Below are 14,100 nucleotides of genomic sequence, written 5' to 3' on the forward strand. Positions count from 1 at the left end.
GGAACCCGGCACGCCAGCCACGCACGCCCCGGATGGGGCGCAGGACTGAGCTTGCCCGCTACGCTATTGCAACTTCTATGCGGACACGGGAGCAAGGTTAGACACCGTTGTGTGGCTGTTGATTGGGGAGGCTTGTCCTGCGCCCCTCCCGGGGCGCGGGGCGTGTGCGCCTGCTTCCGGTGGTTGCGGCTAGGCCTCCACCACCGGCTAAAATCCGCTGTGCCTTCGGCACACAGAGGGTGTCAACCTTTCTTGCAATTCTTCGCCTGCCTAACATCAGTTGATAATGCATCAGCGGGCGCGCTACGGAACGTTTGCCGAGCGACTTCAATGCGAGGTCTCGCGTTTGCGCGGCGGCAGCACAAAATGTTTGCCGCTCACATTCAAGGTGGTGAAACGCGCGTAATGCACCATCCCCGAACCCAGGCCGGGCGAGAGTGAAACCAGCCCCATCTTCAAATCATCGAAATACAGCACGCAGCCAAAGCCCGCGTCTGACAAGCAGGGGCCGTGAAAAAAGCGCTGCGTCTGGATTTCGGTGAGCAGCAACTGGGCGATCAGCACCTCGCGGTTGACCATGCGTTTGAGAATGCTCTCAAGGATGGGCATCAACTCTTCCTGGAAGTCGGAGGTCGCCGCGACACCGGCCTGGATGAAGGTTTCGTTCTCACCCAGATGATCGAAAAAGAAGGCGAAAACCTTGCCGAATTCCTCTTCGTTTTGCAGCAGGTCGCGCAGTTGTTCCAGCCGTTGCCATTCCATGGGGAACCTCGTCACTTTGTCACGCCGCGGGCCGACGTTTCGATGAATTGGATTAAGTAATCAATCTCAGGTGTGCCGCTCAGCTCGGCTTTCATGCGTTCCAACGCCTGCGCAGTGTTCAGCTTCGCCGACAGCAGCAAGTGAAAGGCGTGCTGGATATGGCGAATCGCTTCGTTGCTGAAGCCTTTGCGCCGCAAGCCAAGCGTGTTGGCGCCATAACACGACGCGTGATTGCCGACCGTGCGCGCGTAAGGCAACGCATCTTTTACCACGACCGAATAGCCGCCGATGAAAGCGTGATCGCCGACGCGGCAAAATTGATGCACGCCGCTGTAAGCGCCCACCGTCACGTGATCGCAGATCGTGACGTGCCCGGCCAGCGTCGCGGCATTGGCAAAAATGTTGTGCGATCCGACCTGACTGTCGTGCCCGACGTGCGCCTGGGCCATAAACAGATTGTCGTCGCCCACGTGCGTGATGCCGCCGCCGTTGGTCGTGCCACGATTGAGCGTGACGTATTCGCGGATGACATTGCGCTGACCGATGACGAGATGCGTCTCTTCGCCTTTGAATTTCAAATCCTGTGGCGGTTGGCCAATCGAGGCGAAGGGATAGACGCTAGTGCCGCTGCCGATTTCGCAGGGGCCTTCAACGACGACGTGCCCGGCAATTTCTATGTCGTCGTGCAATTTGACGTGCGCGCCGATGAGCGAATACGGGCCGACGCTGACATTGCTGCCGAGTTCGGCGCTGGCACTGATGATCGCGGTGGGATGGAGCATAGCTTCAGTTGTCGGTCGTCAGTTGTCGGTTGTCGGTTGCCAATCGAAAGGGTTCTTTCAAACCGACAACTGACGACCGACAACTGGCAACTATTTCTTGCGGTCAGCCAGCGCGGAAGAGATGTTGGCCTCGGCGACCAATTGACCATCCACAAACGCCTCAGCATGCAGCTTGGCATAGCCCATTTTGTATTTGAGCACGGTGACTTCGAGGCGCACCTGATCGCCAGGCACGACAGGACGGCGGAATTTGGCTTCGTCAATGCCGGTGAAATAGAGCAGCTTTTCGTCGCGGTTGGGGATTTCGCGAAACAGCAAAATCGCGCCGGCCTGCGCCATCGCTTCGATAATCAGGACGCCGGGAAATACGGGCGCGCCGGGAAAATGGCCCTGAAAGACGTGCTCATTCATCGTGATGTTCTTGATCGCCACCAAACGTTTGAGCGGCTCGATCTCAAGTACACGGTCAACCAGTAGCATCGGGTAACGATGCGGGATGATGTTTTGAATTTCGTTGATGTCCATTGGTGTCAGTGGTCAGTGGTCAGTGGTCAGTGGTCAGTGAAAAAGCCATTCGACTAGCCGTTGATCATTGGGCACTTTTATCAAGCTCTTTTTCCAGTTTTTTCAAGCGGTCGAACAGTTCAGGCAAACGCCCATACAGCACCTGCGATTTGCGCCAGGCCTGATAATCCATCGCCGGCATCATACCACCGACCAGTTTGCCCGCTGCGACGCTTTTGGTCACGCCGGTGCGCGCGGTAATGGTGACGCGGTCGCCAACCGTGATGTGCTGGTTGGTGCCGATTTGCCCGGCGATGATGCAGGCCTTGCCGATTTTCGTCCCACCGGAAAAGCCCGCGAGCGCGGCAACGACGGTGTCTTCGCCGATTTCGACGTTGTGGCCGAGCTGAATCAGGTTGTCGAATTTCGCGCCGCGCCGGATGCGCGTTTCGCCAAAGCCCGCGCGGTCTACGCAACAGTTCGCGCCGAGTTCGACATCGTCTTCGATCACGACGCGGCCCACTTGCAAGAGCTTGCATTGCCGCCCCTGCTCATCGGGCGTGAAGCTGAAACCGTCCGCGCCGATCACCACGCCGCTGTGAATGCGGCAGCGCGCGCCGATGAGCGTGTCGTCATACACCGAAACATTGGCGAAGAACACCGAGTCGTCGCCGACCGTGCAGTGATCGCCGATGACCACACCGGGATGCAGCGTGACGCGGTCGCCGATGTGCGAGTTGCGTCCAATCGTGACGCGCGGGTGGATGGAGCAATCCGCGCCGATGGCTGAGCCTTCGCCCATTGCCAAGTCTGCGCTGACACCGCGCGCGACGTAAGGCTTGCCGTAAAACAGTTGAATGGCGCGGGCAAAGGCGAGTTTTGGGTTGGGGGCGCTGAGCAAATTGCTATGGGCCAGCGCCGGATGTTCGGCCAGTTTGCGGGGCACGATTAAGGCCGTGGCGGCGCAACTGGCGGCAGCGGCCAGCCGCGCGGCTTCGGCGACAAAAGTCACGGTGCCCGCTTGTGCAGCGTCGAGCGGCGCCACGCCGGTGATTTCAGCGTCGCCGTCACCATGCCACTCAGCGCCGATTCGTTCTGCTAGTGCCGCCAACTTCATCGCATCTTCTCCGCACAAAACAAAAGGCAGCAGCCAACCGCGGAACGCTGCTTTTCCGGGCTGCCTGCTGCCTACTGCTTACCGCTGACTGCCTACTTCTTCGGCGCTGCTGCCGGAGCCGCGCCACCGGGGTTGGCCTTGTTATATTCCTTCATGAAATCTTCGGTGATGTCAGAGGTCGCCGAAGCAAACAATAGCACGCCCGCCTGTTGCGCCGCGCCGGCTTCAATCACCAACACAATGCCGCGCTGCTGGCAGTAGGTTTCGAGCAACTTGCCAACCTTGTCATAAACCGGCCCTTGCACGTCGCCCAGCCGCTTTTGGCCGAGCGCTTCGTAATCCTCATTCAACCGTTTGAGGCGGCGCTCTTTTTCAGTGCCTTCCTCGACCCAGCCATTGCGCACGGCGGCGCTGACCGTGGCGCCCTGGGTATTGATTTTGTTTTTGAGGTTCTCGACATCCGCCTGCAAGGCCTCCAGTTCTTTGCGCTTCGGTTCGAATTCAGTGTTGAGCGCATCGAGCTTTACTTTTAGATCATTGAGGCCGACGCGAAACGCGGCGGTGTTGAGCACCGCAATTTTACCCTCAGCGCCCGTGCCGCCCGTCGCGGCAGCCGCAGCGGGTGCCGCAGTGGTGCGCGACGGTGGGGTTGGGGTTTGTGCGAAAGCGGCCAGCGACAATGCGCTGAGCAACGCCACGGTGAAAAACATTCTGTTCATCTTTGTCATACTCCTTACGGCTCCTTACGGGATCGAAATATAGAATTGCCACAGCTACTTGGCCGCCGTCGCCGGCGCAGGGTTCGCTTTATTATATTCTTTGATGAAATCGTCGGTGATAAAGGCCGCTGTCGCGGCATACACGACTAACGCGGATTCGCGCAACTTCCCGGCTTCAAGCACTTGGGTAATGCCCTTTTGCGCGCAATACTGTTCGAGGAATTTGCTGATCTTGTCATAGATCGCGCCGGTTTCCTCCTGTTCGCGTTTCTGCGCCAGCGCCTGGGCGTCTTCGCCCTTGCGCGCTATTTCCTTTTGCAGGGATTGAATCTGTTCCTGCAGGCCAGCCGACTGTTGCGGGGTCAGGTTCGTCGCTTCCTGCAAGGTCTTTTGTTTGGCTTCCAGCGAGGTTTGCATGGATTCCAGTTCACGCTGTTTCGGCCCAAATTCGACTTGCAGCTTTTCGTATTTCACTTTGAGTTCGCCGATTTCGGTGCGAAAGGCGGCCAACTCAAGAATGCCGACCTTGGTTTTGCCAGCATCCTGCGCCACGGCACTCAACGACAGCACCAGCATGAGTGCGGATAGCCGCAGGATAAAATTCGATTTCAGTTTCATTGAAAAATCATCTCCTATCTTTTCGTAAGCGCCTCAACCAGCGCCCCAACCTTGCTTAAAACGTGCGTCCCACGCTAAACCGCACTGCGGTGCGCCGTTCGAGAAAGAGCACCTTGGGATCGGTCAAATCGGTCTTCGCCTGCGGGTTGTAGGCAAAAATCAGCCGGAACGGAACGTTGATCACCGGCATCTGCACGCGGATTTCCATGCCGAAAGAAGAGCGGATGTCGGAAAACAATTTCTGATTGGCTTGCGAGTTGCGCAGGATGTTGTAACTACGCGAATCGCCTTCCAAGAAGATCGTGCGGTAACCAATCGGATTGCCTGAATCATCACGCGGCGCACTCGCCAATTCTTCCGCCGTCGCCACGCGACCCGCCTGATTGAGCGTCACGCCGTTGGGGGCAATCTGCTGATTGATATAGCCGGTATTGGTGGTCTGATCTTTGTATTTGCGCGCGTTGAAGACCGAACCGATGTCGGCAAAGGCGGCGATTGCCAGAATGCTGACGATGGGCACGCGGTATTCCAGGTTGTAAATGAACTGGGTGTCGCCCCCGATGGGCGTGAAAAAGCGCTGCGCATTGACGACGTTGCAATTCGCCGACGGCGTTTCGGTGCAGCCTTTCTCTGGCGCTTGGAAAGTAAAATTGCGAATCACGCTGGAATCCACCTGCCCGACGGGCGGGTTAATCAGCCGGGTCGAATCGTTCGGATCAACGACTTTCGCCACGACGTTCTTGGTCGAAAGGAACGAATCGCTCGCCACGACCGGCGAAATGGAGCGGATGTTATAGCCACGAATGTCGTATTCGCCGCCCAGGAAAAAGCGTTCGTAAATCGGGATGCCGCCGATAAACGAGAGCGAGCAAATGTCGCGCACGCGGTCGCAACCGTCGAAAGAACTGCCATAGGTGCGAATGTGGTCAGCGCGAAACCGCATCGCCAGCACGTGCGGTTTATCCGAACGACGGTGGAAGACCGGCATGAAGCGTTTGTATTCGAGCGAGGGCGCAAACGTGCTGACGTCGCCGCCCAGAAAGCCGCCTGCCAGTGAGAGGCCCAGGAACAGGCTCTGCCCACGGGTCGGATCAAGCGAAGCGTTGGTCGAATTATAAAAAAGCGACGGGACAATGCGGCTGGTGATGATGCGCGGTTGCGCAAAGGTCACCGGGATGTCGTTTTTCGGGTCGCCGTCACGATTGACCTTCGGGTCTTGCGTGCTCGTTGCAGTCAGCGAGTATGACAACCCTAACCGCGACAGTCCCGCGAAGCTGCGCACCTTGCGTCCAAAAAAGGTGTTGGCAAAAATCGCCGCCGGCGCCGACATGCTGACCGTGCCGCCCACCGTGTTCTGCGTGAAGAGCGTATCGGCGTTCAAACTGGACAGCCCGAAGAAACTGGCTTGCAGTTGTTCGGTCGCGTTATTGAAATTGAACCCGGAGCCGATGAACTGATACTTCTGCGCAAACAACTGCAAGCCCAGACTGACGGGTTTGCCCAGAAAGTATGGCTCGGTGAAACTAATGCTGGCCGCCAATTGCCGGTTACCACCTGATAGCGAAATGCCCAGCGATTCGCCGTAACCTAAAAGATTGTTCGTCTCGTACTGCACACCAAAAAAGCTGCCCTGGAAACCGGATACGCCGCCGTTGACTGAAATCTGCTGGCGGCCTTTCTCTTTGACCTGCAAATCAATGTCTACGGTTTGGTCGCGGTCGTTCGTGCGCGTGATCGCATCTTTATCCTTGATCTCGTCAAAGAGGCCGAGTTGGTTCAAGCGCAAGACCGACAAATCCCAATACCGTTTGTTATACGGGTCGCCTTCGTTGACAAGCACTTCGCGGCGCAGCACCACGTCGCGCGTGTTGGTGTTGCCGATGAATTCCAAGCGCCGCATGGTGAACTGGCGGCCTTCGTCCACTTCCAACGTCACTTCGACTTCGCCCTCGGTCGCGGACGTGTCGTTGAATTTGGGATTGAAGTTGACCTCGGCTTGAATATAACCCTGCGTGCCGAATAGGTCTTTGACGCCTTTGAAAACATTCTCCTGAATGTTTTTCATGTTGATGTATTCGCCGACCTTAATGCCCGACACCGCCGTGATCACGCCGGGTTGGAAGATCGTCACACCTTTTTCTTCGACTTTGGTGACTTTGTAGCGGCGCCCAACTTCGATGGGAATCGTCACCCGCAATCCAGGGCCTGTCTTTCGCAAGAAGGGCAGCGGCAACCCGCCGCTCACCTTGCCTGCATCTTCAACAATCGGCTCACTGTACTTGGCTTGCAGGTAGCCTTTTTGTCCCAGGAAAAAGCGCACGCGCTCCAGGTCGTCCTGCAATTTTTCTTTGAAATAGATGTCAGCGGATTTGAAGGTCGAGATAATGCCCGCTTCTTTCACCAACTTCATCGCCCCGCGTAACCGGCGTTGCGAGAAATCGCCCTTTTCACCAGTGAAGACGATTTCTTTCACGCGCACGCGCGGCCCTTCTTCGACATTGAAGATCAACGCGACCGTGGTGGCGGAAATGTCTTCGACTTCGATTGAAACATCGGCTTGGGGATGTCCCTTTTCCGCCAGCAATTCACGCAAGACGATCTTGGCCGCATTCACCTTGGCCGGATCGAGTTGGTTTTCCTTGCTGACTTGGGTGCGGCGTTCTTTGAAGCGGGTCAGGACATCGCTTTCGGTCGCCGATTTCAGACCGCGATACTGCAAATCGCGGATGATCGGGTATTCCTTGACCTGAAAAATGATGACCTTGCCGCCACGCGGGCCGTCATCCAGCAGCAGTTTGGTTTGCAGCGGATCGAAGAAACCCAAACCCAGAATCGCTTCCAGATCGCGCTGCGCCAACGCCTGGCTATAGCGGTCGCCCGGCTTGCTCTGCACATAATAAAGAATGGATTCTTTCGGAATGCGGCGATTGCCGCGGATTTCCACATCTTCGACCAACACGTCCTGCGCAGCTTGTTGCGCCAACACGGGACGCACGATCACGAACGATAGAAATGCCGAAAAAATTGCTGCGATCAAGGCGCTCGTCTGAAGATTAAAGCGCTTGGTCATGAAACCTCTCCCACTTAAATGATCGGCCATTGCCCCTACACACACTGCGGAATGACGGCCAACTCTGCATTCAGAAAACTTTCGTCATGGATGATTGGGGTGATTCAACAGCGCGCAAATTTCCTCTTACGTTTCAGGCCGCGCTGTCCGAGTTGGCAGCTTTCAGCGCCGCAACGTCATGAACGTCTACGGTTGTGAAGGTTGCAGTGACAAATTACAAGTCGCGCATTATACGCATGCAGCCCGGTGTTGAACAGCCAACGTTGGCGAAAAGAAGCCCTTGCCAAAGTTTCTTTCTGCAAGGGAAAAGCCGCATTTGGGCCGCTCAACTGTGATAAATCATCAAGCGCCGCTGTTCCACCAGCCCCACTAATTCATCCAAACTATGTTTGCCAGGCTCGAGTTGTTCGACGGCCATCGTCTCAACGATGTTGAGTACAGTCGAGTTATAGGGCGTGGGCACGTCATACTTTTCGCCCAACAGGATGATCTCGCCATTAAAATAGCCGGCCTCGGTCGCGCCGCGCCGCTGCTTCAAATCCACCCAGGTCGAGGGATAGGTGCGTAATTCAACCGGCAGCGACTGGGCGGCCCGGATCTTTTCGGTATCTTCGACACAATTTCGCAATTGGTTGGCAACAGCAGGCACATTATAAGGAGTAGCATCCAGTACGATGTGCGCGGCCGTCAGCACATGCAGTCCTTCCTCAAGCACTTCGGACATAAAGTACGCCAAGGCGGGCGTCACCTGCGCCAATTGCACATAGCTATCTATAATGCCCAGCGTGGCGTTGTTGAGGTTGAGCAAGAGCTTGCTCCATTTCACTCCCATAATGTGTTCGTGCGTGGTAGTGCGAAAACCCGCTTGCGTCAAGGCGGCGGCCAGTTCAGCGCCGAATTCATCAAAACCGAGCGGGTAATTGCCCAAGCTGATTGTGTCGCCCATCGTCCATGCCACCACACCCGGTTCCACCAAGGTCGCGCTGATGCCCGCCATCGCGCCATACACATTTTTGAAGCGCCGCGCCGCCCACTCTTCATTGCGCACCGCATTTTGCAAACAAACAATCGGCGTCTCTTCGCCGAGCGCGTCGCGCAACACATGAGCCGACTCTTCGGTCTGGGCCGTCTTGACGGTCAAGAGGATGACATCCTCAGCGCGGGGCGTGAGTTGGGCCGGATGCGTGACTGCCGTGAGGTTGCGCACCTGCGCTTCCCCGGCTTGCGTAAGCAACCGCAAGCCGTTGCGATTGATGGCTTCGGCGTAAAGCTCACGCGCCACTAAGACAACCTCTGCGCCCGCCGCCGCCAATTTACCGCCCACCAGGGTGCCGATGGCACCTGCGCCATGAATGATGAATCTCATCGCTGCCTCCGTGAATACCTGTTGCCATCAAGCTGCGTGCTTAGGGGAAGTCGTGCTAATGCGGGAAACGTTGTTTGTAAGGAAAGAGCAGAGACCGGTTCAGTGCGCTGCCGATCTCTGCTCGCTTGGAAGTACCCCCGGCACGGCTCGAACGTGCGACCCTCTGCTTAGCCTACCACTCCGGATTTCCCCGGCCCCGCACGAACTTCGCACGAGTTGTAGTCTGGACCATATCTTAGGCATTTCAGCCTGGATGCGTATGGCCTCTACGGAACCCCAATGTAATCATCAGCGAAATTCACGTTCTTCATCTGATGATTCTTAGGCGACTCAATTCTCAAGCTGACAGAGACATTGACCTGTTCTGCCTTAAAGTAATAACACTTGTCAGTGTCAGGACAATAGACGCAGAAAACATCAACTTGCGCTTTATCAACTTGCTTACCGTGCGAGCCATTTCTGTCAGCCCACCAATTCATCAGGTTGACTAACAAAACGCCTCGGTTCGCGCGCCGATATTTAACCTGAATTCTTATGAAGCGAGTGCCATCATAAGCAACCAGATCAAACGGCGCGTGCTCGGTTGAAGGGAATAAAACCAAATACCCTTTTTCAACCAAATCACAGTAAGCCTTTGCCACGCCTAAGTCGCCTTTACTTTTGGTGTGATGTCGCTGAATTTCCATAAACACCTCACCTCTAGGTAAAGGCAAAATTGTCAGGTTTCCTCGGTGTTGTCATAGACTGCACGCGGCAGTCCTTAGAGATTCACCGATATAGCACCCTCCACTGTTTGAGTTGTTTTTCCCCAAACAGGCTCCTGATTGAAGGCAGATGCTCTATCCCCTGAGCTACGGGGGCGTACAACGATTGGTAATTTACGGCATCGGTTCAGGCTAGGCAAGGCGGCCTTCACACGCGGCGTTTCGCGCTCATTCCTGATTCAGCGCGCGTTCATCGTAAAACCGCGTGGGCTGTTCACTCACTTGCTTGGTCAGATAAACGATCTGTCCGGTGTGATAGCTGAAATGCTCGACCACGTGAAAGATCGCGTCGAGCACGGTTTGCGGAAAGCCTTGCGGCACGATCAGACGTTGCAATGGCGCGTCGGAGGCTTTTGCGCTGACTTCACTTTCCAGACTGCACAGCACGCCGTCTACTTCCGTCAAAGTAGCTTCCAGCAGGGTCAATAAGGCTTCTTTGTCCAACGCGCCTTGCGCGGCAAACTCGGCGGCCCGCGTGCGCACGTCCGCCGTGTCGCCGACCCCGGCGACGATCCATTGGCGCGCATTGCCGCACAGATGCAGTAACAGATTGCCGATACTGTTACTGGCGTTGTTGGGCCGCCACCAGATTTGCTCCTCATTCATTGGCGCGAGGGCCAGCCTGAGTTTCACCGGATAATCCTCGCGCAAACGAAAGCGTGCCTGGCGCAAAAACGCCAGCGCAGCGGGTAGGGGCGCGGCGGGCGGTTCAAGGCTATAAAGCTTTGGTGATTCTTTCGTCATGCAAGTTTCCTCGTTGCGGTACGGTCAAGTGACCATAAGTTTTTCAATCCGCCGCCAGCGGCGTTGGCGTAATGTACTTTGCGCCAAACGCCCGCTGGTCAAACAAACCAGTGATAGGCATAATACCCTCCGCTTGCGTAGCGGACGCAGCAGCAAGCGAGTTTTGAACGCGCTAAGCACAGCGAAGCGCAAGAGGAAGCAATGAGTCAAATCCTCGTAGTTGATGATGATCCGGCGTTGCATCAATTGATCGAGGCCGCGTTGGCTGGCGACGGGCACCGGCTGGTCTGCGCCCAGAGCGGGGAGGAAGGCTTGGAACTCCTCAACCAGGAGCCGGTCGAACTGGCACTGATTGATTACATGCTGCCCGGCATGGATGGGCTGGAATTCCTTGAGCGTGTGCAACAGCTTCAACCGCATCCGATCTGCATCATGATGACGGCGTATGGCACGCCCGACACCGTGCTGGGAGCCTTGCGCAAACGGGTGCAGGATTTTCTCGTCAAACCCTTTTCTCTGGCCGACCTGCGCGGCGCGATCAACCACGCGCTCGAAGAAGAGCCACTCAACGGCATTGAAATCCTTTCTGCGGCGCCCCAATGGGTGCAATTGCGCGTACCTTGCGATCTGGCCGCCGTGCCCTGGCTGCAAAAGCTGCTGACTCAACTCAAAGCCGATTTGCCCGAAGAGACGCGCGAAGCGATGGCCTACGCCTTCCGCGAGATGCTCAACAACGCCATCGAACACGGCGGCAAACTCGATCCGACCAAATTCGTCGAAGTCTCTTGCATACGCCTCAAACACGCGATCATCTACCACATCAAAGACCCCGGCGAAGGCTTCGATCCCGAACAGCTTGAACACGCGGCTATCGGCAATCCCAGCGGCGACCCCTTCCGTCACGTCACCGTGCGCGATGAAAAGGGCCTGCGCGCGGGCGGCTTCGGCATTTTGCTGACCAATCAACTGGTGGACGATCTGGTTTACAACGAACGGCGCAACGAATTGATGTTCGTCAAATATCTCTGAGGTTGATACGCCAGACTGCGAATACGAAAGGGCATCCATTGGATGCCCTTTCGTATTTCGGGATTTACTTGGGCAGCAATTCATAGCGATGCGGCTTGGGTTGCGCCGCCGCCCGCTGTTCGGCGATGACTTCCTGTTCCAACGCGTTCAGCGCGTCAATGGCTTTGGCGATGTGGGGCGATTTGCTGGTTTGGAAAGGCACCTGCACCTGCCGCCAAGCGGCGAAATGCAGGTTGTTGTGTTTCAACGTCAGCGCGTGAACCGCCGCCGCCTGTTTGGCCATCGGAGTTGAAAACCAAGCCAGATTGACGCCTTCGGTTAATTGCTCTTTGGTGAAATCGCCGAGGGCCTCGCCGTCAAGTTTGAGTTGATAACGCGCCGCCGTCAGACCCGTAACTTTCAGCAGTTGCCGGTTCAGGCTGTCCATCACGTCAGAGGATTTCACCGCCAGCGCCATCACCGCATCGCTCATGTCCACGGGCAGCGGCAACGCATTGTCTGTCTGCGTCCAGGCCAACCCGCCCTCATTCTTTAACTCCATCACCTTTGTATTTTCCATCTGCTTGACGACGCCCAGAGTTGCGTCAAGTTCGACCGCGCTGACCAGGGCGGGCGCTTTCCAGGCTTTCAGCAACTCCGTCGCCATCAGCAAATGCCCGGCGGCCACCGGATGGATACGGTCGGGAATGATTTTCTGCGCCGTGACTGCATCGGCGGCGTTGGCTTTTTTCAAGGCGGCGACGACCGCCGAGTTCAAGTCAGCCACATCCAGCCGTTCTTTGGCCGCCAACTCTTTGACGTATTGGCTGTAGCGCAGGAGCAGGGCGTTATAACCGCCCTCAAACGTGGCCGCGCGTGTCACATCGTCATACGGCGAAGGTTGAATCAACGTCATCCGCACGCCGGTCAAATCGCTTTTGAGTTTCTGCACGATATGTTGATAACCATTCGCATAAGCCTCAAAGGTTTTCTCATCAAAGGCCCGATAGCGCCCATCATTCATCCCCAACATTACGGTCACGACATTCGGTTTATACGCCAGGACATCGCGCTGCAAGCGCAGATCAATCGTGCCGCCGCCGCCGCCCGTCACGCGGTCGCCGCCCCAGCCCGAATGCACAAAGCTGATTTCCAATTTGGGAAACCGCGTGAGGACATAGGTTTCGACAAACGTCGTGTAAAGCCGCTGGTCGGTGATGCTATCGCCATAAAAGACGACGCGGTCACCGCTCTTCAGGTAAAACCCGTCCTGGGCGTGCGCCGTTGCCGTCAGCAGCAACAACAGGCCGAGGCCGATAAATTTCTTGAGCGCTTTCATGATCTCTCCTCAGCCTCGCCAACACTGGCGAAGCGTTGCGCGGCCCGCTCTTGCAGCGGGCCATTTTCCGGGTGCTTGAACCATTAAATTGGGGGGAATCGGGGGCGGGATGATGGCAACACTACGGCCCGATTGCAAGCATCCGAAGTGCAACGCATTGCAAATTCGGGGGCTGCCAGCGCGCGCGCCAACTCAGCTTAAACCCTGCGCAAATGAACTTTTGACTCACCAGACCGGCTCGGGAACGTACACCGACTGAACCATTGCGGGCCAATGACCAGGCCGATCAGTCTATTTTTCGGGCAAAAGCACGGGGGAAATCTTTGTAATTAAGCATCCGGCGTCTGGCATAGATTTTCCACTTAGCCGCGAAGTGGTGTTTTCAAACACAAGGCTGGCAATTTCGATTTTCTCCCCAGAAAGGCCTTACCAATGAATCAGATTAGAAGCGCAACGTTACTCGTCGTCCTTGTCGTCATGGTGGGCATTGCCGTGGGACAAAGCAACGCACGCAACAGGTCAAAGCTCGCGCCGCGCGCCACCGCCACACCGGTCGTCCCCCTGCCTGCCAAACGCGCAGTCATCATTCATTTCAACCAAGGCCTAACGGTCAAGGGCGCCTTCTTGCGCGCTGACTCCGAAACCGTGCAGATCGAAACAGTGAGCGGGCGCTTGACGCTCAAAATGAATGAAATCGCCAGCCTGGATTTTGCCAATTCTGAAACGGCGGCCACCAAACCGCGCGAAGAAGCGCCGCAAAATCCGCCCGCCGCCACGCCGACGCCCGTGCCAGCGGCGACGCGCAAAGCTTATTTGGCGTTGCGCAAACTCGCCGATGCCGCGCAGATCGGCTTGCCCTATTTGCAATATGGCAACCTGCTGCTTGAGATCAAGCCGACGGTCGAGGAGGTCTTGACGACCTTGCCCGAAAACGCGCTCAAGGCTGAGATGGCGCAAGCCCTGGAAGCTTACACGGAAGCAGGCCAGGCCTGGGGCGCGATGCACGCCAGCGGGATTTTACAGATTGCCAGTGAGCCGGGCGCGACGCTGATGAAAAAGTATGAGATCAAGCCCAGCGTGAATGGCTTGGGACAAACCGATCATCTACGCCTTGATGTGACGCTGAGCACCATCTGGGCGGCGGCGGCCAAACACTTGGACAACGTGGCGGCGATGTTACGACTATAGCCAATCCTCTCTTCAGGTAATTCAAACTAGAGCAGTTTGCAATTGAGTTTACGGGAGTGCGTTGTGCCGGGACGGTACCGCGCGCGTGAGCAAGCGGCGCGTCAAGCTGACGCTACTGG

13 protein-coding genes are annotated in these 14,100 nt (G+C 56.6%); 2 read left to right on the top strand and 11 right to left on the bottom strand.

Annotated features, from left to right (window positions below):
- Nucleotides 1–327: 327 nt before the first annotated feature.
- From HY011_19210 to HY011_19255, 10 genes are all read right to left on the bottom strand, one after another.
- The gene (locus HY011_19210) at nucleotides 328–762 is read right to left on the bottom strand and encodes a hypothetical protein (protein ID MBI3425071.1); all 435 of its coding nucleotides are present in this window, start codon (nucleotides 760–762) and stop codon (nucleotides 328–330) included.
- A gap of 11 nt (nucleotides 763–773) precedes the next feature.
- Nucleotides 774–1,544, bottom strand: a complete 771-nt coding sequence (gene lpxA, locus HY011_19215) for an acyl-ACP--UDP-N-acetylglucosamine O-acyltransferase (protein MBI3425072.1) — start codon at nucleotides 1,542–1,544, stop codon at nucleotides 774–776.
- 90 nt (nucleotides 1,545–1,634) lie between these two features.
- Nucleotides 1,635–2,069, bottom strand: coding sequence for a 3-hydroxyacyl-ACP dehydratase FabZ (gene fabZ / locus HY011_19220; GenBank protein MBI3425073.1), 435 nt, complete (start codon nucleotides 2,067–2,069; stop codon nucleotides 1,635–1,637).
- Nucleotides 2,070–2,133: 64 nt separating this feature from the next.
- Complete coding sequence (gene lpxD, locus HY011_19225) at nucleotides 2,134–3,165, bottom strand: UDP-3-O-(3-hydroxymyristoyl)glucosamine N-acyltransferase (GenBank protein MBI3425074.1); 1,032 nt, start codon at nucleotides 3,163–3,165, stop codon at nucleotides 2,134–2,136.
- A 92-nt stretch (nucleotides 3,166–3,257) separates the two neighbouring features.
- Nucleotides 3,258–3,884: an OmpH family outer membrane protein gene (locus HY011_19230; GenBank protein MBI3425075.1), complete on the bottom strand. Its 627-nt coding sequence runs from the start codon at nucleotides 3,882–3,884 to the stop codon at nucleotides 3,258–3,260.
- Nucleotides 3,885–3,938: 54 nt separating this feature from the next.
- Nucleotides 3,939–4,502, bottom strand: coding sequence for an OmpH family outer membrane protein (locus HY011_19235; protein ID MBI3425076.1), 564 nt, complete (start codon nucleotides 4,500–4,502; stop codon nucleotides 3,939–3,941).
- Nucleotides 4,503–4,557: 55 nt separating this feature from the next.
- Complete coding sequence (gene bamA, locus HY011_19240; GenBank protein MBI3425077.1) at nucleotides 4,558–7,572, bottom strand: outer membrane protein assembly factor BamA; 3,015 nt, start codon at nucleotides 7,570–7,572, stop codon at nucleotides 4,558–4,560.
- Between the two features lie 325 nt (nucleotides 7,573–7,897).
- On the bottom strand, nucleotides 7,898–8,938 hold the full coding sequence (locus HY011_19245; GenBank protein ID MBI3425078.1) for a ketopantoate reductase family protein: 1,041 nt from the start codon (nucleotides 8,936–8,938) through the stop codon (nucleotides 7,898–7,900).
- A 266-nt stretch (nucleotides 8,939–9,204) separates the two neighbouring features.
- Complete coding sequence (locus HY011_19250; GenBank protein MBI3425079.1) at nucleotides 9,205–9,624, bottom strand: hypothetical protein; 420 nt, start codon at nucleotides 9,622–9,624, stop codon at nucleotides 9,205–9,207.
- 246 nt (nucleotides 9,625–9,870) lie between these two features.
- Complete coding sequence (locus HY011_19255; GenBank protein MBI3425080.1) at nucleotides 9,871–10,446, bottom strand: DUF1572 family protein; 576 nt, start codon at nucleotides 10,444–10,446, stop codon at nucleotides 9,871–9,873.
- 201 nt (nucleotides 10,447–10,647) lie between these two features.
- Here HY011_19255 and HY011_19260 point away from each other — a divergent pair, with 201 nt between their 5' ends.
- Nucleotides 10,648–11,475, top strand: a complete 828-nt coding sequence (locus HY011_19260; GenBank protein ID MBI3425081.1) for a response regulator — start codon at nucleotides 10,648–10,650, stop codon at nucleotides 11,473–11,475.
- 64 nt (nucleotides 11,476–11,539) lie between these two features.
- On the opposite strand, the gene HY011_19265 is transcribed toward HY011_19260, so the two are convergent.
- Complete coding sequence (locus tag HY011_19265) at nucleotides 11,540–12,793, bottom strand: SGNH/GDSL hydrolase family protein (GenBank protein MBI3425082.1); 1,254 nt, start codon at nucleotides 12,791–12,793, stop codon at nucleotides 11,540–11,542.
- Between the two features lie 432 nt (nucleotides 12,794–13,225).
- On the opposite strand from HY011_19265, the gene HY011_19270 reads away from it, so the two are divergent.
- Nucleotides 13,226–13,981 (top strand): hypothetical protein, encoded by a 756-nt coding sequence (locus HY011_19270; protein ID MBI3425083.1) that lies wholly within the window; start codon nucleotides 13,226–13,228, stop codon nucleotides 13,979–13,981.
- Nucleotides 13,982–14,100 lie beyond the last annotated feature (119 nt).

The sequence above is a fragment of the Acidobacteriota bacterium genome, from assembly GCA_016196035.1.
Lineage (GTDB): Bacteria > Acidobacteriota > Blastocatellia > RBC074 > RBC074 > JACPYM01.